Annotated in this window: 18 protein-coding genes; 12 read left to right on the forward strand and 6 right to left on the reverse strand. The window is 64.7% G+C overall.

All coding sequences use genetic code 11. From position 1 onward, the window contains the following. Positions 1-54 precede the first annotated feature (54 nt). Positions 55-1,278 (forward strand): MalY/PatB family protein, encoded by a 1,224-nt coding sequence (locus ACVDHE_RS07350; RefSeq protein ID WP_458886104.1) that lies wholly within the window; start codon positions 55-57, stop codon positions 1,276-1,278. A 346-nt stretch (positions 1,279-1,624) separates the two neighbouring features. On the opposite strand, the gene groL is transcribed toward ACVDHE_RS07350, so the two are convergent. The 4 genes from groL to ACVDHE_RS07370 all read right to left on the reverse strand — a co-directional run bounded on the left by groL (position 1,625) and on the right by ACVDHE_RS07370 (position 6,055). Continuing rightward, complete coding sequence (gene groL, locus ACVDHE_RS07355; protein ID WP_213037445.1) at positions 1,625-3,250, reverse strand: chaperonin GroEL; 1,626 nt, start codon at positions 3,248-3,250, stop codon at positions 1,625-1,627. A gap of 252 nt (positions 3,251-3,502) precedes the next feature. After that, complete coding sequence (locus tag ACVDHE_RS07360; RefSeq protein ID WP_025544992.1) at positions 3,503-3,787, reverse strand: co-chaperone GroES; 285 nt, start codon at positions 3,785-3,787, stop codon at positions 3,503-3,505. Between the two features lie 162 nt (positions 3,788-3,949). Next, positions 3,950-4,876: a diacylglycerol/lipid kinase family protein gene (locus ACVDHE_RS07365; RefSeq protein WP_458886105.1), complete on the reverse strand. Its 927-nt coding sequence runs from the start codon at positions 4,874-4,876 to the stop codon at positions 3,950-3,952. A gap of 69 nt (positions 4,877-4,945) precedes the next feature. Next, positions 4,946-6,055 carry a THUMP domain-containing class I SAM-dependent RNA methyltransferase gene (locus ACVDHE_RS07370; protein WP_418724867.1) on the reverse strand — a complete coding sequence of 370 codons (1,110 nt, stop codon included), beginning with the start codon at positions 6,053-6,055 and terminating at the stop codon, positions 4,946-4,948. Between the two features lie 192 nt (positions 6,056-6,247). On the opposite strand from ACVDHE_RS07370, the gene ACVDHE_RS07375 reads away from it, so the two are divergent. The 4 genes from ACVDHE_RS07375 (at position 6,248) to ACVDHE_RS07390 (ending at position 9,857) form a co-directional block, all read left to right on the forward strand. Continuing rightward, positions 6,248-6,724, forward strand: a complete 477-nt coding sequence (locus tag ACVDHE_RS07375) for an NfeD family protein (RefSeq protein ID WP_249539233.1) — start codon at positions 6,248-6,250, stop codon at positions 6,722-6,724. A 2-nt stretch (positions 6,725-6,726) separates the two neighbouring features. After that, positions 6,727-7,677, forward strand: a complete 951-nt coding sequence (locus ACVDHE_RS07380; protein ID WP_213039877.1) for an SPFH domain-containing protein — start codon at positions 6,727-6,729, stop codon at positions 7,675-7,677. 202 nt (positions 7,678-7,879) lie between these two features. Continuing rightward, positions 7,880-8,698 carry a polysaccharide deacetylase family protein gene (locus ACVDHE_RS07385; protein ID WP_458886106.1) on the forward strand — a complete coding sequence of 273 codons (819 nt, stop codon included), beginning with the start codon at positions 7,880-7,882 and terminating at the stop codon, positions 8,696-8,698. A 100-nt stretch (positions 8,699-8,798) separates the two neighbouring features. Beyond that, positions 8,799-9,857: a helix-turn-helix domain-containing protein gene (locus ACVDHE_RS07390; RefSeq protein WP_458886107.1), complete on the forward strand. Its 1,059-nt coding sequence runs from the start codon at positions 8,799-8,801 to the stop codon at positions 9,855-9,857. A 42-nt stretch (positions 9,858-9,899) separates the two neighbouring features. Here ACVDHE_RS07390 and ACVDHE_RS07395 read toward each other — a convergent pair whose 3' ends face one another. After that, on the reverse strand, positions 9,900-10,199 hold the full coding sequence (locus ACVDHE_RS07395; RefSeq protein ID WP_213037450.1) for a DUF6506 family protein: 300 nt from the start codon (positions 10,197-10,199) through the stop codon (positions 9,900-9,902). Positions 10,200-10,289: 90 nt separating this feature from the next. Then, positions 10,290-11,948, reverse strand: a complete 1,659-nt coding sequence (locus ACVDHE_RS07400) for a ribonuclease J (RefSeq protein WP_213037451.1) — start codon at positions 11,946-11,948, stop codon at positions 10,290-10,292. A gap of 432 nt (positions 11,949-12,380) precedes the next feature. Here ACVDHE_RS07400 and ACVDHE_RS07405 point away from each other — a divergent pair, with 432 nt between their 5' ends. The 7 genes from ACVDHE_RS07405 (at position 12,381) to ftsH (ending at position 21,237) form a co-directional block, all read left to right on the forward strand. Then, a complete protein-coding gene (locus ACVDHE_RS07405; RefSeq protein WP_213037452.1) occupies positions 12,381-13,406 on the forward strand; it encodes a LacI family DNA-binding transcriptional regulator in 1,026 nt (341 codons plus the stop codon). Positions 13,407-13,541: 135 nt separating this feature from the next. Next, a complete protein-coding gene (locus ACVDHE_RS07410; protein WP_458886108.1) occupies positions 13,542-15,536 on the forward strand; it encodes a DHH family phosphoesterase in 1,995 nt (664 codons plus the stop codon). A 31-nt stretch (positions 15,537-15,567) separates the two neighbouring features. Continuing rightward, positions 15,568-16,017 carry a 50S ribosomal protein L9 gene (gene rplI / locus ACVDHE_RS07415; RefSeq protein WP_418725310.1) on the forward strand — a complete coding sequence of 150 codons (450 nt, stop codon included), beginning with the start codon at positions 15,568-15,570 and terminating at the stop codon, positions 16,015-16,017. Positions 16,018-16,064: 47 nt separating this feature from the next. Further along, complete coding sequence (gene dnaB, locus ACVDHE_RS07420; protein WP_213037455.1) at positions 16,065-17,417, forward strand: replicative DNA helicase; 1,353 nt, start codon at positions 16,065-16,067, stop codon at positions 17,415-17,417. Beyond that, positions 17,401-18,762 carry a tRNA lysidine(34) synthetase TilS gene (tilS, locus tag ACVDHE_RS07425; protein ID WP_458886109.1) on the forward strand — a complete coding sequence of 454 codons (1,362 nt, stop codon included), beginning with the start codon at positions 17,401-17,403 and terminating at the stop codon, positions 18,760-18,762. Before dnaB ends, tilS begins: the two co-directional genes overlap by 17 nt. Further along, positions 18,752-19,306, forward strand: a complete 555-nt coding sequence (hpt, locus tag ACVDHE_RS07430) for a hypoxanthine phosphoribosyltransferase (RefSeq protein ID WP_458886110.1) — start codon at positions 18,752-18,754, stop codon at positions 19,304-19,306. Before tilS ends, hpt begins: the two co-directional genes overlap by 11 nt. 65 nt (positions 19,307-19,371) lie before the next feature. Beyond that, the gene (gene ftsH, locus ACVDHE_RS07435) at positions 19,372-21,237 is read left to right on the forward strand and encodes an ATP-dependent zinc metalloprotease FtsH (protein WP_458886112.1); all 1,866 of its coding nucleotides are present in this window, start codon (positions 19,372-19,374) and stop codon (positions 21,235-21,237) included. Positions 21,238-21,326: the final 89 nt, after the last annotated feature.

The raw sequence follows: 21,326 nt of genomic DNA on the forward strand, positions 1-21,326 counted from the left end.
CAATCATATAGAGAAAAAAACACGCGGACAGACCGCGATGGGAGGGACCGCACCATGTATGATTTTGACGAGATCATCGACCGCCGCCACACCAACGCCCTGAATACCGACGGCTTCCGGGACTACATCTTCCACGCTGACGACTCCATGACCTTCCCCTACAAGGACGAGGAGTTCATCCGCATGTGGGTGGCCGACATGGAGTTCGCCACTCCGGACGTGGTGATCGACGGCATCCGCCGCCGTCTGGACCGGCGGATCTTCGGCTACACCCGGGTGTTTGAGGACGCCTATTACCAGGCCTTCGCCGCCTGGTGCCGCCGCCGCTACGGCTGGGACTTCCCCAGGGAGCAGCTGGTCATGTCCAACGGCATCATCCCGGCGCTGTATGAGCTGGTGGAGTACATCAGTGCGCCGGACGAGCAGGTGCTGTTCCTGACGCCCTCCTACGCCTATTTCAAGTACGCTGCCGACCACAACCACCGCAGCTGCGTGTGCTGCGACCTGGTCCGGGCCGAGGACGGCAGCTATGCCGTGGACTTTGACGATCTGGAGCGAAAGGCCGCGGACCCCAGGACCACGCTGTTCATCTTCTGCAATCCCCACAACCCCACCGGCCGGGTCTGGCGGCGGGAGGAGCTGGAGCGGATCGCCGCCATCGCGGAGCGGTACGGCCTGTGGGTGATCTCCGACGAGATCCACTGCGACCTGACCCGGTCCCACCTGACCCACACGCCCATGGGCAAGGTCATGCCGGACTACGGGCGGCTCATTACCTGCATGGCCCCCAGCAAGACCTTCAACATGGCGGGGCTCATGATCTCCAACGTCCTCATCCGGGACGAGGCCCTTCGGGCCAAGTGGCTCAGCCGCCACTACAACTTCGACAACCCCCTCAGCATCGCCGCCGCCCAGGCGGCCTACGAGGAGGGGGAGCCCTGGCTGAAGGAGCTCCAGGCCTATCTGGACGAAAATTTTGCCTTCACCGGGAAGTACCTGGCGGAGCACCTGCCCCGGGCCGGATACCGGGTCTCCGAGGCCACGTATCTGGCCTGGGTGGACCTGAGTGCGTACTTCCGGCCGGAGGAGTCCCTTACCATGTTCTTCGCCTACGAGGCGGGGGTGCTGCTGGAGGGCGGGAACATGTTCGTCCAGAACTCCGACTGCTTCATCCGGCTGAACCTGGCCTGCCCCCGCTCCATTCTGGAGGAGGGCCTGCGCCGCATCTGCGAGGCGGTCAACACCAGGCACCGGGAGCCGTACCTGCGCAAGGCATGAGCGGTTCCGGCCGTCATATTACGGAACAAGGCCCGGCGCCCCACAATGGGGCGCCGGGCCTTGCTGTCTGGTCAAAAAATTCCCCGCAGGCCATTGGCCTGCGGGGAATGGAAAGTACTTGCTTAGTACATGCCGCCCATGTCGGGGGCAGCGGGAGCGGGTGCGGGGGGCTGCGTCGTCACGGGCTCCGTATCCCGCGCCCCGACGCATGCGGCGGGGCTTGCTCACTCCGCCGCTCCTCCTCTCCCCACAAAATCTTCGATTTTGCGGGGGCCCCAGGAAACGCCCGAGCCCCCACGGAAAAAGCCCCCGGCCATCTGGCCGGGGGCATACGGGTTCCTTTTGCTTAGTACATACCGCCCATGTCGGGAGCAGCGGGAGCCGGAGCGGGAGGCTCGGGCTTGTCGGCCACCAGGGACTCGGTGGTCAGCACCATGGCGGAGACGCTGGCGGCGTTCTCCAGGGCGCTGCGGGTCACCTTGGCGGGGTCGATGATGCCGGAGGACACCATGTCGCAGTACTCCTCCTTGTAGGCGTCGAAACCGTAGCCGTTCTTGCCGGAGGAGCGGACCTTCTCCAGGATCACGGAGCCGTCCAGGCCGGCGTTGGCGGCGATCTGACGGATGGGGGCCTCCAGGGCCTTGGCGATGATCTGGACGCCGGTCTTCTCGTCGCCCTCCACGGTGCTCAGCAGAGCCTCCACGGCGGGGATCACGTTGACGAAGATGGTGCCGCCGCCGGCGACAACGCCCTCCTCAACAGCGGCGCGGGTGGCGTTCAGGGCGTCCTCGATGCGCAGCTTCTTCTCCTTCATCTCGGTCTCGGTAGCGGCGCCGACCTTGATGACGGCCACACCGCCGGCCAGCTTGGCCAGGCGCTCCTGCAGCTTCTCCTTGTCGTAGTCGCTGGTGGTGACGGCGATCTGGGAGCGGATCTGAGCGACCCGGTCCTTGATGGCCTGGGAATCGCCGGCGCCGTCGACGATGGTGGTGTTCTCCTTGGTGACCTTCACCTGACGGGCACGGCCCAGCATGTCGATGGTGGCGGTCTTGAGCTCCAGACCGACCTCCTCGCTGATGACGGTGCCGCCGGTCAGGGTGGCGATATCCTGCAGCATCTCCTTGCGGCGGTCGCCGAAGCCGGGGGCCTTGACGCACACCACGGTCAGGGTGCCGCGCAGACGGTTGACGATCAGGGTGCTGAGGGCCTCGCCCTCCACATCCTCGGCAATGATCATCAGCTTCTTGCCGGCCTGGACCAGCTGCTCCAGAATGGGCAGGATGTCGGAGATGACGGAGATCTTCTTGTCGGTGATCAGGATATAGGGATCGTCCAGAACGGCTTCCATCTTCTCAGTGTCGGTGACCATGTAGGGGGTGATGTAGCCCCGGTCGAACTGCATGCCCTCGACGACCTCGGAATAGGTCTCGGCGGTCTTGGACTCCTCGATGGTGATGACACCGTCGGCGCTGACCTTCTCCATGGCGTCGGCGATCAGGGTGCCGATGGCCTCGTCACCGCTGGAGACGGCGCCGACACGGGCGATGTCCTTGGAACCGTCCACGGTCTTGGCCTGCTTCTTGACCTCGGCCACGGCGGCCTCCACGGCCTTGGCCATGCCCTTCTTCACCACGATGGGATTGGCACCGGCGGCCAGGTTCTTCAGACCCTCGTGGATCATGGCCTGGGCCAGCAGGGTGGCGGTGGTGGTGCCGTCGCCGGCCACGTCGTTGGTCTTGGTGGAGACTTCCTTCACCAGCTGGGCGCCCATGTTCTCAAAGGGATCGTCCAGTTCGATCTCCTTGGCGATGGTCACGCCGTCGTTGGTGATGAGGGGAGCGCCGTACTTCTTGTCCAGGACCACGTTGCGGCCCTTGGGGCCCAGGGTGATCTTGACGGTATCGGCCAGAGAGTTGACGCCGGCTTCCAGAGCCTTGCGGGCCTCATCGCCGCGCTTGATGAGCTTAGACATGATAATCAAACCTCCAATTTGAAGATGAGTTTACGTTTTACAGCGGCCCCCGGAAGAGGGCCAGGGGCAACCTCCGGTTTCCCCGGTTGATTTACCGGAGGCAAATCAAGAAAATGAGATCATTTTCGCCGGGGCGTGTACCTGGCGAAAATACCCCGACCCGCGCGTCCGGGGGACGCGCACACCAGTGACCGACGTCACTGGTGAGGGGGATCTAAAGGGGGGACGCAGTCCCCTCTTTAAGACCGAAGGTCATTCGACGATGGCCAGAATGTCGTTCTGACGGACGACCACGTACTCCACGTCCTCCAGGGTGACCTTGGTGCCGGCGTACTGGCTGGTGATGACCTTGTCGCCGGGCTTCACGGTCATGACCACGTCCTTGCCGTCCACGTTACCGCCGGGGCCCACGGAGATGACTTCGGCCACGGAGGGCTTCTCCTTGGCGGAGCCGGTGAGGATGATGCCGCCCTTGGTGGTCTCCTCGGTCTCCACCATCTTCAGGATGACACGATCTGCAAGCGGAGTGAGTTTCATGTTGGGTTCCTCCTTATAGTTATCAAAAAGTTAAACGAAATTCAGCGTTAGCACTCAACTCTCTCGAGTGCTAACGCTGTTATCATAGTACAGTCTATCCGGTTTGTAAAGGGGAAAATTCACAAAAGTTATGAAGAATTTGTAAATCCTCCCAAAGGAGGCTCACCGGGCGGTGGCGTTGGGATCGCAGCCCTTGGGGCCGAAGAAGTTCAGCCGTTTGTCCGCCAGGCGCATGGTCACCTCCCGGGACCGGAAGCACTCCCCGTCCAGGCACGTGACGATGTCCGCTCCGGGGGACAGGATGCGCACCTCCCGGGCGTCGGAGATCCGGGCCAGCCGGGGCAGCCGGTCGGCGTTTCCGGCGGAGTAGGCCCCGAAGAGCCGGGCGAAGGTGGCGCGGCTGACGCTGCGGACCAAAATGGTGTGGAGCTTGCCGTCGTCCATCCGGGCAACGGGGACGGGGGTGGAGCCGCCGCCGTAGTACCGGCCGTTGCACATGGAGATCAGGGCGTAGTCCCCCTCCAGCCGCTCCTGGTCCAGAAAGACCGTCCAACGGTGGCCGAGCTGGCGGAACAGGAAGTTCACCGCCACGGAAACCAGGTAGCTGCCCCGGCCGCTGAGCAGGGGGGAGGACCCCAGCTGGTGGACGCTCTCGGCCACCTGGGCGTCGATGCCGTTGCAGGCGATGGTCAGGCAGTACCGGCCGTTGCAGTCGATGAGGTCCAGGGGAAACTGGTCCCCGTCCCAGAGGTTTTCCGCGTCGGCGAACTTGGTCATGTCGGCGCCGAAGTTCTTGAGAAAGTCGTTGCCGGTGCCGGCGGGGATGCAGGTCATGGCGGCGTTGGAAAAGCCCGCCAGGCCGTTGGCAACCTCGTGGATGGTGCCGTCGCCGCCGCAGGCATAAAAGCGCAGGGGCTCCCCGCTCTCCGCCAGACGGCGGGCCATCTCCGTTGCGCCGCCGGGCCGGTCCGTCAGCAGGCACTGGCACTCCAGGCCGTGGGCTGTCCGCAGCCGGTCCGCCATGGCGTAGATCCGGGTGGTCTGGTCGCGGTTTCCGGCGGCGGGGTTGATGATGAAGATGTGGCGCATGGATACACCACCTTTTTTCAGGTTAGAAGTAATACGTGGAGAGAACGTCCCTCTCTGCCTGTTTCGCGGTTATTTGCCGTACATGAACAGGTCGCACTTGATCATGCCGTTGTAGAGCTTGCGCTTCTTGTCCGCGGCGCGGCCAAAGCACTGCTCGAACTCCGTGTGGGACGAGAGGATCAGGATGCGCCATTTGGGCGGCATCTGGGCCATGGACCGGCCGAACGCCCGGTACAGCTCCCCGGCCTCCTGCTTTTCCAGCAGCCGCTCGCCGTAGGGCGGGTTGGTCACCAGCTGGCCGTATTCGCTGTCGCGGTGGAATTTGGCGGCGTCGGCCACCTCAAAGCGGATGCACTCGTCCACCCCGGCCAGGGCCGCGTTGTGGCCAGCCAGCTCCACCGCCGCCGGGTCGATGTCCCCGCCCCAGATGTCGTAGGTGCCGTGGAACTCCTTGTCCTGGGCCTCGTCGGCGGCGTCCATCCAGAGCCTGCTGTCCATGTTCTTCCACTTCTGGGCGGCGAAGCGCCGGTCCAGGCCCGGGGCCCGGTTCTTGGCAATCAGCGCCGCCTCGATGGGGATGGTGCCGCTGCCGCAGAAGGGGTCGCAGAAGGGGTCCTTCCCCCGGTAGCGGGACAGCAGCACCAGCGCCGCCGCCAGGGTCTCCCGCAGGGGCGCGCCCATGTTCCTGGCCCGGTAGCCCCGCTTGTACAGCCCCTCGCCGGAGGTGTCCAGATACAGCGTGGCGGTGTCCTTGACGATGGAGAACTGGATCTGATAGCGGCTGCCGGTCTCCGGCAGGGTCTCCAGCCCATACGCGCCGCCCAGCCGCCTGGCGGCGGCCTTCTTCACGATGGCCTGGCAGGCGGGCACCGAGTGGAGGGTGGAGTTCAGGGAGTAGCCCTTCACCGGGAACTCCCCGTCCCGGGGGATGAAGTCCTCCCAGGGCAGGGCGGCCGTCCCCTGGAACAGCGCCTCAAAGTCCGGGGCCGGGAAGGACCCCAGCTCCATCAGCACCCGCGCGCCGCAGCGCAGGCCGATGTTCAGCCGGGCGATGTCGGCCATGGTGCCGGTGCAGTGGACCCGGCCGTTCTCCGCCCGGACCTCCGCAAGGCCCATCCGCCGCATTTCCTCCGCCACCAGGCTCTCCAGCCCCAAAAGACACGGGACCGTCAACGTCATGGCGCCCGCCTCCTTCCTAAAGAAACGATTTCATATAGGAGCAGTATAGCAGGAAAAACGCCCCGGCGCAATGCGCATATGATCGACCAGGGATTGTTACCAAAATGAAATAGCTTTTGCGGCGGCGCTGTGGTACACTGTTGCCAAACACAAGGATTGCCCGCGGACCGCGGGACGAGAGGAGGCGTTTTTTTGAGCGGATTTTTGCAGAGTATTGACCTGCCGGTGTGGCTGTGGCTGATCGCGCTGGTGGTGTTCGCGGTGGTGGAGGCCGCCACGGCGGGACTGGTGTGCATCTGGTTCGCCGTGGGCGCCCTGGCGGCGCTGCTGGCGGGCCTGTTCGGCGCCGGCATCCTGGTGCAGGTGGTGGTGTTTGCCGTGGTGTCCGCCGCGGCCCTGGCTGCCACCCGGCCCCTGGTGCGGCGCATGACCGCCGGAAAGGCCGTGGCCACCAACGCCGACCGTGTGCTGGGCGCCGCCGCCAAGGTGACGGAGACCATCGACAATGAAAACTCCCGGGGCGCCGTCTATGTGGACGGCAAGACCTGGACCGCCCGCAGCGCCGACGGCAGCGTGATCCATGCCGGAGAGCGGGTGGAGGTAACGGCCATGGAGGGCGTGAAGCTCTTTGTGAAATTATGTGAAAAGACGGAGGGTGCGAAGGTATGAACATGGGAAATCTCATCAGCGTCGCGGTAGTCGTGATCCTGGTGCTGCTGGTGCTGGTGCTGCTGATCAGCAACATCCACATCGTCCAGCAGTCCCGGGCCTATGTGGTGGAGCGCCTGGGCGCCTTCCACACAGTGTGGAACGTGGGCCTTCACTTCAAGGTGCCCTTTATCATGCGGGTGGCCAAGAAGGTGTCCTTGAAGGAACAGGTGGCGGACTTTGCTCCCCAGCCGGTCATCACCAAGGACAACGTCACCATGCAGATCGACACCGTCATCTACTTCCAGATCACGGACCCCAAGCTGTATACCTACGGCGTGGAGCACCCCATGAACGCCATTGAGAACCTGACCGCCACCACCCTGCGCAACATCATCGGCGACATGGAGCTGGACCAGTCCCTGACCAGCCGCGACACCATCAACACCCGGATGCGGGCCATCCTGGACGAGGCCACGGACCCCTGGGGCATCAAGGTCAACCGGGTGGAGCTGAAGAACATCATCCCGCCCAAGGAGATCCAGAACGCCATGGAGAAGCAGATGAAGGCGGAGCGGGAGCGCCGCGAGTCCATCCTCCAGGCTGAGGGCACCAAGCAGTCCCAGATCCTGGTGGCCGAGGGTGAAAAGCAGTCCGCCATTTTGAAGGCCGACGCCGCCAAGCAGGCCGCCATCCTGAAGGCCCAGGGCGAGAAGGAGGCCCGCATCATGGCCGCCGAGGCCGAGGCCCAGGCCATCATGCAGGTCCAGCAGGCCCTGGCCGACTCCCTGAAGCTGCTGAACGAGGCCGCCCCCAACAATCAGGTAGTCAAGCTGAAAGCCCTGGAGACCATGCAGAAGATGGCCGACGGCAAGGCCACCAAGATCATCATTCCCAGCGAGCTCCAGGGCCTGGCGGGCCTTGCCGCCAGCGCCAAGGCCGTGTTTGAAAGCGAGGAGCCCAAGGCACAGTGAATCCATCCGGCAGCAAAGGGCCGCCCCATGCGGGGCGGCCTTTTTTTGCAGACCTCTTGAGGCGGCATAGGGGAATTGTTCACAGTTGGTTCATGAAAGAAAAAAAGGGGCAGGCTATGATGAGGCAAATCCGCCGGCGCGTCCAGTGCACCGGCGGCGAAAAAACACGCCCGGCGGGGCGGGTTCGGAGAGGAGATCAGCCATGAAAAGACAGGGAACACGGCGGGCGGCGCTGGTGATGACGGCGCTGCTGCTGGCTTCGGCGGCCTTCTGGAGCGCCGCCCTGCGCCAGGCGCCGGTGCCGGCAAAATACGCCCTGCCGGTCCTGATGTACCATCATTTGGTGGCGGACGGGGAACCTTGCAACGATATGACCGTCACCGCGGGCCGCATGGAGGAGGATCTCAAGTGGCTCCGGGACAACGGATATCACACAGTGCTGCCGCGGGAACTGGCCGATGGGGAGGACCTGCCGAAAAAGGCGGTGCTGCTGACCTTTGACGACGGCTACCGCAGCAACTATCAGCTGCTTTACCCGCTGTTGGAAAAATACCGGATGAAGGCTGTGATTTCCATTATCACCTGCATGCCGGACCTGCCTGCCGACAATTTCCTCTCCTGGGACATGTGCCGGGAGATGACCGATTCCGGCCTGGTGGAGATCGGTTCCCATACCAATCACCTGCACAATCTGGGAGACCGGGGCGGCTGCTTCGACCCGGACGGAATCAACGGCATCCAGCGGGACCCGGCGGAGAGCGACGAAGAGTTCCGCGCCCGGGTCCTGGATGATATCCAGAAAAGCTACGACCGCATTACCTGGGAGGTGGGGCGGCCCACCTTTTTCGCCTATCCCTTCGGCGTGGTCGAGCCGGAGGCGGAGGATCTGATCGAGGAGTTGTTTCCGGTGACAGCGGTCACCCGCCCCGGTATCACAGATCTGCGGAAGGGAACCCGCCAGATGCCCCGGCTGACGGTGACCATGGACACGCCGCTGGAGAAGCTGCTCAAGAGAACTTAACCCCAAGTTAAGAAATGCCCGCAGGGGTTGAACAGCCGTCGGTTGCCGGAGACGCTTGGGCCTGCTATGATGGAGCCATCCGGAAGAGGAGGGCTACCGCATGAAGATTCACCAGATCATCCGTACCCGGCGGCAGGCCCTGGGCCTGACCCAGGAGCAGCTGGCGGGAAAGCTGGGGGTGTCGGCCCCGGCGGTCAACAAGTGGGAGCGGGGCAATTCTTACCCTGATATCACGCTGCTGCCGGTACTGGCCCGGACCCTGGGAGTGGATCTCAACACCCTGCTGTCCTTTCAGGAGGATCTGACGGAGCGGGAGATCGGAGAATTTCTGTGCCGCCTCCACGAGGAGGGGCGGCAAAGGGGCTGCGCCGCCGCCTTTGCCCTGGCGGAGGAAAAGCTCCGGCAATTTCCCGGCAGCGACCGCCTGGCGTACAGCGCAGCCGGGCTGCTGGCGGGCATTCTGGCCCTGTACCCCGGCGGGGACGAGGCGGAGCGGACCGCCTGGCAGGGGAAGATCGACGCCCTCTATGACCGCGTCCTCCACAGCGCCGACGCCCGGCTCCGGGAGTGGGCCGCTTACACGGCGGCCAACCGGTGCATGGGCCGGGGAGAGCTGGATCGGGCGGAGGAGCTGCTGAGCGGCCTGTCCGACACCCACCGGTCCAAGCGGGAGGCCCTGGCGTCCCTGCGGCGGAAGCAGGGGCGGACGGAGGAGGGCTGGACACTGCTGGAGCGGGAGCTGTTCGACCGGGCCCACGCCATCGAGAGCATCCTGTTGACCATGGCGGACTGGGCCATGGCGGAGGGCGATCAGGACCGGGCCCAGGGGCTGACGGAGACGGCGGAGCGGGCCGGAGCGGTGCTGGACCTGTCGGACTATGCGGTGGTGTCTGCGCCCTTTCAGCTGGCTGTGGCGGAGCGGGACGGCACTCGGGTCCTTGCCCTGCTGGAACGGCTCTTTTGCAGCCTGACGGCGCCCTGGGACCTGAGCGGGTCCCTGCTGTACCGCCACCTGGACACCAAGGAGGACGCCGGGGAGGGACGGGATGCTCTGATCCCGTGCCTGCTGGAGCAGATCGAGGCGGACCCGGACTGCGCCTTTCTGAGGGAACTGCCGGAGTATGCCGGCCTGACGGCGCGCTGGCGGCCAAAGGCATGAGAAAAGCGGAGGGACGAAAGTCCCTCCGCTTTTTTGCGCGGCTCAAAAGACCCGGTCGCCGCTCTGGAAGCCCAGGCCCGGGTGGAAGTCGAACTTCACCGCGCCCACAGCCACCTGGGGCCCCACGGCCCGCTGGATGCGGGCGATGCCCTCGTTGCCGAAGCCGGCGCACAGCTCGATGGCAGTGACGCCCGCCGCCGCCAGCTGCCGGGCGGCGGCCTCCGCCTCGTCATAATTGCGGCAGCCCACCACGTTGAGGTTCACGCTTCCGGTGGGGACCACGGCCCGGGTGTCCGGACCGGCGTCGCCCGCCAGAAAAAGAAACGCGGCCTCCAATGCCATAACAAACAGCTCCTTTCGAAATTCGGATCGGTAAGCGGATGTACGGAAAAACCGGGGGCGCCGGAGGGCGCCCCCGGAGGGTGCGTTTGCTTACAGGCGGGTCACCACGGGGATGACCATAGGATTGCGCTTGGTGGTTTTGAAGAGGTAGCTGCTGACCGCGGACTTCACTGCGCCCTTGAGCTCCCCGTCGTCCCGGCTGCGCTTGCGGGTCACGCCCTCGGCGGCATCCATGGCCACGTTCTGCAGCTCCTTCATCAGGTCCCCGGACTCCTTGACGTAGATGAAGCCCCGGGTGATGATCTCCGGCTGGCTCAGCAGCGCGCCGTCGTGGCTGGAGACGGGCATCACGACCACCACCATGCCGTCCTCGGCCAGGCGCTTGCGGTCCCGCATGACCACGGCGCCCACGTCGCCCACGCCGGAGCCGTCCACATACACCTCGCCGGCGGGAACGGTGCCGCCCAGCTTCATGGTCTTGCCGGTGATCTCGATGACGGAGCCGTTCTCCGCGATGGCGATGTGGTTGCGGTCCATGCCCATCTGCTGGGCCACCTGGGAGTGGATCTGCAGCATCCGCTGCTCGCCGTGGAGGGGGACGAAGAAACGGGGCTTCGTCAGGGCGTGGATGATCTTCAGCTCCTCCTGGCAGGCGTGGCCGGAGACATGGAGCATGTCGGCCCGGTCGTAGATGACCTTCACGCCCTTGCGGAACAGCTCGTTGATGACCCGGCCCACGGTGACCTCGTTGCCGGGGATGGCGGAGGCGGAGATGATGACCTTGTCCCCGGCGCCCAGCTCCACCTGCTTGTGGGTGGAGAAGGCCATGCGGTACAGGGCGCTCATCTCCTCGCCCTGGGAGCCGGTGGTGACGATGACCTGCTTGTTCTTGGGCAGACCCTTAATCTTGTTGATGTCCATGAGGGTGTTTTTGGGCACCTTCATGTAGCCCAGTTCCGTGGAGACCTTCATCATGTTCTCCATGGACCGGCCCGTCACGGCCACCTTCCGGCCGCAGGCAGCGGCGGCGTCCAGCACCTGCTGGATCCGGTGGACGTTGGAGGCGAAGGTGGTGACGATGATCCGCTCCTCGCAGTTCTGGAACTGGCGGGCGAAGGTGGCGCCCACGGTCTTTTCCGAGGGGGTGAAGCCGGGCCGCTCCACGTTGGTGGAGTCGGCGCACAGGCACAGCACGCCCTCCTTGCCCAGTTCGCCCAGGCGGGCCAGATCGATGACCTCCCCGTCGATGGGGGTGGAGTCGATCTTGAAGTCGCCGGTGTGGACCACGGTGCCCATCTTGGTGTGGATGGCGAAGGCCACGGAGTCGGCGATGGAGTGGTTCACATGGATGAACTCCACGTTGAACTTGCCGGCCCGGACGGTCTTGCCGGGCTCCACGGTGATGAGTTTGGTGGACTTGACCAGGCCGTGCTCCTCCAGCTTCAGCTTGATGAGGCCTGCCGTGAAACGGGTGCAGTAGATGGGCAGGTTGATCTGCTTGAGCACGTAGGGGATGGCGCCCACATGGTCCTCGTGGCCGTGGGTGATGAAGAGGCCGCGGATCCGGGCGCGGTTTTTGATGAGATAGGTGACGTCGGGGATGATGCAGTCGATGCCGTACATGTCGTCCCCGGGGAAGGCCATGCCGCAGTCCACCACGATGATCTCGCCGCCGTACTCATAGGCGGTCATGTTCTTGCCGATCTCGTCCAGACCGCCCAGGGGAATGATTTTCAGTTTTTCTGCCATAGTGTCGATAATACTCCTTTGAAATACAAAATATGTAGATATCCTCCCTGGTACGCGGACATGTGGGCGCGATCCGCCCTGCAGACGCCAAAAAGGCGCACGCAAAGAAGAGACGCCCGTTGCCTGTGCGGCCCCGTTTCGCCGCCAGGGGTTCGGTCACGTCATGCAGTCGTTCCATATGGAGGTTTTATTTAACTGATGCAGAGGTCCGCTCCGCTTCAGTGAAATACGGAAAAAGTGCGGAAAAGCGGTTGCTTCTCGACGCGAAATTTGATATGCTGTCAGGTGTGGCGCTCACGTCTGACGGGGCCTTTTGCCAACGGCAGGAAAGAGCTTTCACATGATACTTTGCACTATTATACCACAGGAAACCGAATTTGTATACATCATTTTTTGAAGCGGTTTTTCCCTGCGGAGAGAGGAGGCGGCCGGATGCGCGCCACCATCAAAATGATCGCGGAGCAGGCCGGTGTCTCCATCGGCACCGTGGACCGGGTGCTCCATAACCGGCCTTATGTGAAGCCGGAGGTGCGGGAGCGGGTCCTCCAGGTGATGGAGGAGCTGGACTACCGCCCTAACCGTATGGCCAGCGCTCTGGCCCTCAGCGGTACCAGCCGCCGCTTCGCGGTGGTCCAGCCCGCCTGGGAAGGCTACGTGGGCGACGCCATTGCCGCCGGCATCAGTAAATTCCGGGAGGAGCGGCGGGACTACAACCTCTCCGTGGCGGTGCGGACCTACCGCCAGGGCCGGACGGCGGAGTGCCTGCGGCATCTGGAGGAACTGGCGGCAGAGGGCGTTCAGGGCATCGCGCTGTGCGCCTCGGACTGTCCCGCTGTCCGCCAGGCGCTGGCGGACCTGTCCCGCCGGCGGATCCCGGTGGTGACCTTCAACTCTGATATCGCCGGGGCGGAGCGGCTGTGCTTCGTGGGGGAAAACGCCCACCGGGCCGGCCGCCTGGCCGGAGAGATCGCCTCCAAATTCCTGGGGCCGGAGGACCGGGTGCTGCTGGTCTACGCCGGGCCGGAGTACGCCGGCCACAAGGGCCGGGCGGACGGTTTTTTGGACCGGTTGGGGGAGCTGGGCTTTCCCCGGGCGGGCGTACGGATCGCCGCCACCCACGAGGACTATGATGAGACGCTGGCGGCGGTGAGCGCCGCCCTGGCGGAGGACCCGGGGCTGCGGTGCATCTACATGGCCAACCGCAGCGTCACCGCCTGCGCCGAGGCCCTGCGCCGGGCGGGCCTGGCCGGAAAGGTGCGATTGCTGGCCCACGACAACAGCCCGGAGATCCGGGCGCTGCTGCGGGAGGGCGTGTTGGATTTCACCATCGATCAGAACCTGTCCTATCAGACCCGGAAGGCCCTGTCGGTGCTGTTCGACGCCGTGCTGGAGCACAAGCGTCCCCAAAAGGACAGCTACTATCCCGACAGTCCCATCCTCACCGCAGAAAACTGCTGAACCTTCCCCGGAGGGCACTGCTCTCCGGGGCTTTGCGCGCCCGGGAGCGGGCGGTTTTAACAGTTGCACCTTCCGGGGAAAACTGATATACTGATATATCTATAAATATGCTTTTGCGGCAAAGGAGAATCTCTTATGACAAACAAAAAGCTCTCCCGCCTGCTGGAGCCCAATCTGAAGCTGTATTTTCTGTGTATGGTGGTCTTTGCCATCGCCACCGCGCTGGTGGACCCGCTGCTGGGCCTGATCCAGCTGTGCGCCATCGGCGGACTGTACCTGTATTTCACCAGCAGCAGCAAAAAGCGCCGCCAGGGGATCATACAGTACATTGATAACCTGACCGGCAGCGTGGACACCGCCAGCAAGTCCACTCTCATCAACTCTCCTCTGCCCATCATGGTGTTCCGGCCGGACACCGGGGAGGTCATCTGGAGCAATGAGAACTTCCTCCAGCTGGCCGGCGTCCGGGAGCACCTCTTTGAGATGAAGGTGGAGGACGCGGTGCCGGACTTCTCCGTCCAGTGGCTGCTGGAGGGCAAGCAGGAGTGCCCGGTGCGGGTGTACATGAACAGCCGCCGCTTCCGGGTCTACGGCAGCCTGGTCCGGGCCAAGGGCCGGGGCGAAGAGCAGAACCTGGTGGCCACCACCTACTGGGTGGATACCACCGAGGCCGACGCCATCCAGGAGAAGTACGCGGCCACCCGGACCGTGGCGGCGATTTTGATGCTGGACAACTACGAGGACCTGATGAAGGCCTGCGCCGACACCGCCCGCAGCGCCGTTCTGGCCCAGATCGACGAAAAGCTCAACAGCTGGGCCGCCGCCGGACAGGGGCTGCTGCTGAAAACCGAGCGGGACCGGTATCTGTTCCTCTTCGAGGAGCAGCACTATCAGCATTTCGTGGAGGAGAAATTCTCTATTCTGGATGCCATCCGGGATATCAAGGTGGGCGAGGGCGTCCACCCCACCCTCTCCATCGGCATCGGCCGCAGCGCCGAGAGCATGGAGGAGCTGTACAAAAACGCCAACTTGTCCCTGGAGATGGCCCTCAGCCGAGGCGGCGACCAGGCGGTGGTCCGCGGCAAGGTGGACTTTGAGTTCTACGGCGGCCGCAGCAAGGCCACAGAGAAGCGCACCAAGGTCAAGTCCCGGGTCATGGCCAACGCCCTCAGCGAGCTGATCGCCGATGCCACTCAAATCTATATCATGGGTCACAGCTTTGCGGACATGGACGCCGTGGGCGCCGCGGCGGGCCTTTGCTGCATCGCCCGGAAGCGGGGCAAGCGGGCCCAGGTGGTCATCGATCTGGAGCGCAACGCTGCCAAGCCGGTTCTGCAGAAGCTGCGGGCCCTGCCGGAGTATGAGGATGTGTTCACCACCGGCGGCGACGCCTTTTTGAAGATGCAGCCCGGGGCCCTTCTGATCGTGGTGGATACCAACCGCCCCGATCTGGTGGAGGATCCCCAGCTGCTGGAGTCCTGCAACCGGGTGGCGGTCATCGACCACCACCGCCGGGCGGCCACCTATATCGAAAACGCGGCCTTCAGCTTCCATGAGCCCTATGCCTCCTCCGCCTCGGAACTGGTGACGGAGCTGCTGCAATATCTGGTAGACGCCACAGACCTGCTGCGGGAGGAGGCGGAGAGCCTGCTGGCCGGCATCGTGCTGGACACCAAGCACTTTACGCTCCGCACCGGCGGACGCACCTTTGAGGCGGCGGCCTTCCTGCGGCGGGCCGGCGCCGACACCACCGATGTCCAGCGCCTGTTCCAGAACGACCTGAGCGAGATGGTCTCCCGCTACGACATCATCCGCCGGGCGGAGATGTACCGGGACAGCTTCGCCATCGCCGTCATCCCCCAGGACGGGGTGGACCGCGTCGCGGCGGCCCAGGCGGCGGACGAGCTGCTGGGCCTCAAGGGGGTCAAGGCGTCCTTCGTGCTGTTCAAGAGCGGCCCCAATGTGCAGATGTCCGCCCGGTCTTTGGGCGAGATCAATGTCCAGGTGATCCTGGAGGCCCTGGGCGGCGGCGGAAACTCCACCACCGCCGGTGGCAAGGCGGAAAACTGCGATGTCCTCACCGCCCGGGAAAAGCTGACGGAGGCCATCGACGCGTATTTTGAGAAGTGATCCGACCGGATCACGGTAAGGAGACAGTAGTATGAAAGTGATTTTACAGCAGGATGTGAAGGGCCAGGGCAAGAAGGGCCAGATGGTGGAGGTCTCCGAGGGCTATGCCCGGAACTTCCTTCTGCCCCGGAAGCTGGCCATCGCCGCCACCACGGACGCCATCAACACCATGAACCTCAAGGAGAAGGCCCGCAAGGCCGAGGAGGCCCGCCAGAAGGCGGAGGCGGAGGCCACCGCTGAAAAGCTCAAGGAGTGCATGGTGAAGCTCACCGCCAAGGCCGGCAGCGGCGGACGGCTCTTCGGCGCCGTCACCACCAAGGAGATCTCCGACGGGCTCAAGGCCCAGTTCGGACTGGACATCCCCAAGCAGAAGCTGGTGCTGGAGGACCCCATCAAGTCCTTCGGCAGCTATCAGGTGAAGGCCAAGCTGGGCTTTGAGGTGTCGGGGACGGTGTACGTCTCCGTGTTCGAGGAGAAGTGAGCGGGGGCGCAGGGCCTCTGAACGACCATACCGGGAGGTGAACGTCCATGGCAAATGAAGATCTGCTGCTGCGGCAGATGCCCCACTCCCTGGAGGGCGAGCAGGCGGTTTTAGGCTCCATGCTGATCGACGCCGGCTGCGTCAAGGACGTCATGGACAAGCTGCGGCCGGACGACTTCTACCTGCGGCAGAACCGGGAGATCTTTGAGACCATCTACTCCATGTTCTCCTATGCCAAGCCCATCGACGGCATCACCGTCTGCGAGGAGATGCAGCGGCTGGGCACCTACGACCCCCAGACCACCCGCTCGTATCTGGCCCAGCTGATGGAGATCACCCCCACCAGCGCCAACGTCATGGAGTACGTGGCCATCGTCCGGGACAAGGCCCTGCTGCGGGGCGTTGCCCAGGCGGCGGCGGAGATCACCGCCCTGGTGCAGGAGGGCGTGGGCGGCGCCGGGGAGATCCTGGAGGCGGCGGAGCAGAAGGTCTACGCCGTCCGCCGGGGCCAGAGCGCCCAGGACATGGTCCCCCTGCGGCAGGTGCTGCCGGAGGTGCTGGACCGCTTGGGGGAGATGAGCGAGAGCGACTCCCGCCTGCCCGGCCTTTCCACCGGCATGTCCGCCGTGGACCAGAAGATCACGGGCCTGAACAAGTCGGACCTCATTCTGCTGGCCGCCCGGCCCGGCATGGGCAAGACCTCCATGGCGCTGAACATGGCGCTGAACGTGGCCAAGAGCACCCACCGGACGGTGGCGGTGTTCTCCCTGGAGATGTCCCGGGAGCAGCTGGCCATGCGGCTACTCAGCGCCGAGGCCCTGGTGGAGAACAACCGCCTGCGGACCGGCTCCCTGCGGGAGACCGACTGGGAGAAGATCGCCGGCGCCGCCACGGTGCTGAACCGGGTGGACATCCGGATCGACGACAACCCCATGCTGTCGGTGGCGGACATGAACGCCAAGTGCCGGCGGCTGGACAACCTGGCCCTGGTGGTCATCGACTATTTGCAGCTGATGACCTCCGCCGGCGGCCGGGGATACAGCGGCGAGAACCGCCAGCAGGTGGTCTCCGATATCTCCCGAATGCTCAAGATCATGGCCAAGGAGCTCAACGTCCCCGTGATCTGCCTGAGCCAGCTCTCCCGTGCCAACGAGAAGCGGGAGGACAAGCGGCCCATGCTGTCGGATCTGCGCGAGTCCGGCGCCATCGAGCAGGACGCGGACATCGTTCTGTTTTTGTACCGGGACGATTATTATAACGAGGACTCGGAGAAGCATAATATTGCCGAGTGCATCGTGGCAAAGAACCGCCACGGCGAGACCGGCAAGGTGGAGCTGCGGTGGATGCCGGAGTATACCACCTTCTCCACATTGGATACGAGATATGACGACGAGGAGTGAACTCTCCGCCGCCGGGGCCTTCCTGGCGGAGCGGATGCCTGCGGGCGGACGGGTGCTGTGCGCCGTCTCCGGCGGGCTGGACTCCATGTGCCTGCTGCACTATCTGGATACCTGGGGACGGCGGCACGGCTTTTCCGTGGGCGCCGCCCACTTCAACCACCGCCTGCGGCCCGCCGCGGACCGGGACGAGGACTTTGTCCGGGACTGGTGCGCCGGGCGGAGCATCCCGTTTTACGCTGGTTCCGGCCAAGTCCGGGGCCTGGCTGAAAACCTGGGCCTCTCTCTGGAGGAGGCCGGGCGGAAGCTGCGGTATGACTTCCTGCGGGAGACGGCGGAGCGGGAGGGCTTTTCAGCCGTCCTCACCGCCCACCACGCCGGCGACAACGCCGAGACCATGCTGCTGAACCTGATCCGGGGCACGGGCCTCCGGGGCCTTTGCGGCATCCCGCCGGAGCGGGACATCATCCTGCGGCCCTTTCTGGGCCTGAACCGGGAGGAGCTGGCCGCCTACGCCGCCGCTCACGGCATCCCCCATGTGGAGGACGAGACCAACGCCGACCCGGACGCCGCCGCCCGGAACCTGCTGCGGCTGAAGGTGCTGCCGCTGCTGCGGCAGCTCAATCCCCGGGCCGAGGCCCATATGGCCCGCACCGCCGCGCTCCTGCGGGAGACGGACGAGGGACTGGCGGATCTGACGGAGCGGTACCTGCGCGCCGCCTCCGTCCAGCCGGGACGGGTGACGGTCCCCCTGGGAAAGCTGGCGGAGGTGCCGGACTTCCTGCGGCCGAAGGTGCTGCTGGGGCTGTTCGACCTGCTGGGCGCGGGGCGGAAGGACATCGGCACCGTCCACCTGGAGGCGCTGCAGGCGCTGTGGAACAGCCATGGCAACGACGCCCGCATCAGTCTGCCCCACGGCGTTACAGCCCGCCTGGCAGCCTCCCGGCTGATCCTGGAGACGCTGCCGCCGCCCCCTTCCCGGGCGGAGCTGGTGGAGGGCTGTCCCCTGCGATGGGGCGATTACACGCTGACTCTGCTGGACCGGAGAGCCGGGGCGGGACTGCCCCTGCGGCCCGGGCCGGAGCGGGTGGCCGTGGGCCCCTGCGACGGTGGGGCGCGGCTGACCCTGCCGGAGACCCATGGCGGCGGCCGCACGGTGAAGCGGCTGTGCCTGGACCGGGGGATCTCCCTGGCGGAGCGGGACCGGCTGCCTGCCGTCTACGCGGGAGACCGGCTTGCCGCCGTGTGGCGGCTGGGTGTGGATACGGAATTTCTGCCGGAGGGGGAGGGCCCCTGCCGGTTCATTCAAATTTTGAAACATACAGAGGAGAACAGCCATGAGAAGTGAGATGGAGAAGGATATCCTGAAGGTGCTGGTCACGGAGGAGGAGATCAAAGCCCGTATTGCCGAGATGGGCGAGGCGCTGTACGAACAGTTCCACGACCGCGATCCGCTGTTTTTGGGTGTTTTGAAGGGGTCGTTCGTGTTTATGGCGGATCTGGTCCGGGCTTGCCAGGTCAAAAGCGACGTGGAGTTCATCGCCGTCAGCTCCTATCAGAACGCCACCGTGTCCTCCGGCCGGGTGCAGATCACCCATGACCTCCAGCAGGACATCACCGGCCGCCATCTGATCATCGTGGAGGACATTCTGGACTCCGGCAACACCCTGGCCTTTTTGAAGGACTACTTCCTGACCAAGGGCGCCGCCTCCATCACCATCGTGACGCTGCTGGATAAGCCCTCCCGCCGCACCAAGGCCATCACCGCGGATCTGGCCGGCTTCACGGTGCCGGACGAATTCGTGGTGGGCTATGGGCTGGATTACTGCCAGCAGTACCGGAACGTGCCCTATATCGGCGTTTTGAAACCGGAGGTCTACTCCAACCACTGATCCGCTCCGGCAGAGGGAACGGATTTTCCGGCCGGCACGGGCCGGCAGGAAAAGGGGGATTATTTGTGACGAGACAATACAAGCGCTCCAACCTGAGCTTCGCCCTGCTGGCGCTGGTGATTTTGCTGTGCGTCAGCTGGCTGTGGCAGGCGGACATGCGGGAGCAGCAGGTCGATTACTCCCAGATGCGCCAGCTGTTTTTGCAGGAGAAGGTGGAGGCGTTTACCATCGACAGCGGCGGCATGCTGACCATGCAGCTGCGTCAGGCGGTGGACGGCAGCGAGATCGTCCGCTACCAGCTCTACGACTTCCAGCTGTTCTATGATGACTTCAACGATCTGGTTCAGGAGCAATACGCCAAGGGCGTCATCACCGCCTACGACTACCCGGACCCGGAGAGCACCAACTGGCTGGCGCTGCTGCTGCCCTATGTGCTGGTGGCGGCGGTGCTGGCGGTGTTCTGGTACTTCATGATGGCCCGGGCTCAGGGGGGCATGGGGCCGGACAAGATGGCCAAATTCGGCTCCGCCCGGACCCGGACCCTGACGGACAAGGACAAAAAGGTCACCTTCGAGGACGTGGCCGGCGCCGACGAGGAGAAGGAAGAACTCCAGGAGATCGTGGAGTTTTTGAAGGACCCCAAGCGCTTCATCGCACTGGGGGCCCGGATCCCCAAGGGCGTGCTGCTGGTGGGCCCTCCGGGCACCGGCAAGACCCTGCTGGCCAAGGCCGTGGCGGGAGAGGCCGGCGTGGGCTTTTTGTCCATCTCCGGCTCCGACTTCGTGGAGCTGTACGTGGGCGTGGGCGCCAGCCGCGTCCGGGACCTGTTTGACCAGGCCAAAAAGACCGCCCCGGCCATCGTGTTCATTGACGAAATCGACGCCGTGGGCCGCCAGAGAGGCACGGGCCTGGGCGGCGGTCACGACGAGCGGGAGCAGACCCTCAACCAGCTGCTGGTGGAGATGGACGGCTTTGCCGCCAACGAGGGCGTGGTGGTCCTGGCGGCCACCAACCGCGCCGACGTGCTGGACCCGGCGCTGCTGCGGCCCGGCCGCTTCGACCGGCAGATCTACGTGGGCCTGCCGGATATCAAGGGACGGGAGGAGATCCTGAAGGTCCACGCCAAGGGCAAGCCTCTGGCGGAGGATGTGGACCTGCGCAAGCTGGCTCAGGGAACTCCCGGCTTTACCGGCGCGGACCTGGAGAACCTCATCAACGAGGGCGCGCTGCTGGCCGCCCGCCGCAAGCGGAAATTCATCACCATGGGGGACCTGAAAGAGGCGGAGATCAAGGTCATCGCCGGCCCGGAGAAGAAGAGCCGGGTGATTCCCCAGCACGAGCGGGAGCTGACCGCCTATCACGAGGCGGGCCACGCCGTGGTCATGCACGCCCTGCCGGACCACGACCCCGTCACCCAGATCAGCATCGTCCCCAGAGGCCAGGCCGGCGGCATGACCATTTCCCTGCCGGAGGAGGACCGGTCCTACCTCTCCAAGCGGTATATGGAGGACCAGATCGTGGCGCTGCTGGGCGGCCGGGTGGCCGAAAAGCTGTGCCTGGGGGATATCTCCACCGGCGCCAGCAACGACATCCAGCGGGCCAGCCAGATCGCCCGGAAGATGGTGGCCTCCTACGGCATGAGCGACAAGATCGGCACGGTCTCCTTCGAGTCCGGACACGACGAGGTGTTCATCGGCCGCACCATGTCCCAGGGCCGCAGCTACTCCGAGGCGGTGGCCGCTCAGATCGACGAAGAGGTCAAGGCCTTGGTGGCCAAGGCCTACGCCCGGTGCCAGGAGATCCTGGAGGCCAGCCGCGACAAGCTGGAGGCGGTGGCGTCGTATCTGCTGGAGCATGAGACCATGGAGCAGGAGGAGTTCCTGGCCGTCTTTGGTGAGACGCCCAAGCCCCTGCCGGAAAGCACCCGGTAAGAAGGAATAAGAGCGCCGCCGGAAGTTTCCGGCGGCGCTTTTGCGCTCCCTGCGGAATAAGGGCTACAACAAAGGAAAAGACTAGAGAC

This window comes from Dysosmobacter sp. Phy, from assembly GCF_054476235.1.

What these genes read in the sequence shown, in the direction of transcription:
- tilS (WP_458886109.1), top strand. Translation starts at nt 17,401, where the DNA reads ATGACGACGAGGAGTGAACTCTCCGCCGCCGGGGCCTTCCTGGCGGAG.
- ACVDHE_RS07395 (WP_213037450.1), bottom strand. Translation starts at nt 10,199, where the DNA reads ATGGCATTGGAGGCCGCGTTTCTTTTTCTGGCGGGCGACGCCGGTCCG.
- ACVDHE_RS07410 (WP_458886108.1), top strand. Translation starts at nt 13,542, where the DNA reads ATGACAAACAAAAAGCTCTCCCGCCTGCTGGAGCCCAATCTGAAGCTG.
- ACVDHE_RS07360 (WP_025544992.1), bottom strand. Translation starts at nt 3,787, where the DNA reads ATGAAACTCACTCCGCTTGCAGATCGTGTCATCCTGAAGATGGTGGAG.
- ACVDHE_RS07380 (WP_213039877.1), top strand. Translation starts at nt 6,727, where the DNA reads ATGGGAAATCTCATCAGCGTCGCGGTAGTCGTGATCCTGGTGCTGCTG.
- ACVDHE_RS07385 (WP_458886106.1), top strand. Translation starts at nt 7,880, where the DNA reads ATGAAAAGACAGGGAACACGGCGGGCGGCGCTGGTGATGACGGCGCTG.
- ACVDHE_RS07365 (WP_458886105.1), bottom strand. Translation starts at nt 4,876, where the DNA reads ATGCGCCACATCTTCATCATCAACCCCGCCGCCGGAAACCGCGACCAG.
- rplI (WP_418725310.1), top strand. Translation starts at nt 15,568, where the DNA reads ATGAAAGTGATTTTACAGCAGGATGTGAAGGGCCAGGGCAAGAAGGGC.
- dnaB (WP_213037455.1), top strand. Translation starts at nt 16,065, where the DNA reads ATGGCAAATGAAGATCTGCTGCTGCGGCAGATGCCCCACTCCCTGGAG.
- ACVDHE_RS07350 (WP_458886104.1), top strand. Translation starts at nt 55, where the DNA reads ATGTATGATTTTGACGAGATCATCGACCGCCGCCACACCAACGCCCTG.
- ACVDHE_RS07400 (WP_213037451.1), bottom strand. Translation starts at nt 11,948, where the DNA reads ATGGCAGAAAAACTGAAAATCATTCCCCTGGGCGGTCTGGACGAGATC.
- ACVDHE_RS07390 (WP_458886107.1), top strand. Translation starts at nt 8,799, where the DNA reads ATGAAGATTCACCAGATCATCCGTACCCGGCGGCAGGCCCTGGGCCTG.
- ACVDHE_RS07405 (WP_213037452.1), top strand. Translation starts at nt 12,381, where the DNA reads ATGCGCGCCACCATCAAAATGATCGCGGAGCAGGCCGGTGTCTCCATC.
- ACVDHE_RS07370 (WP_418724867.1), bottom strand. Translation starts at nt 6,055, where the DNA reads ATGACGTTGACGGTCCCGTGTCTTTTGGGGCTGGAGAGCCTGGTGGCG.
- groL (WP_213037445.1), bottom strand. Translation starts at nt 3,250, where the DNA reads ATGTCTAAGCTCATCAAGCGCGGCGATGAGGCCCGCAAGGCTCTGGAA.
- hpt (WP_458886110.1), top strand. Translation starts at nt 18,752, where the DNA reads ATGAGAAGTGAGATGGAGAAGGATATCCTGAAGGTGCTGGTCACGGAG.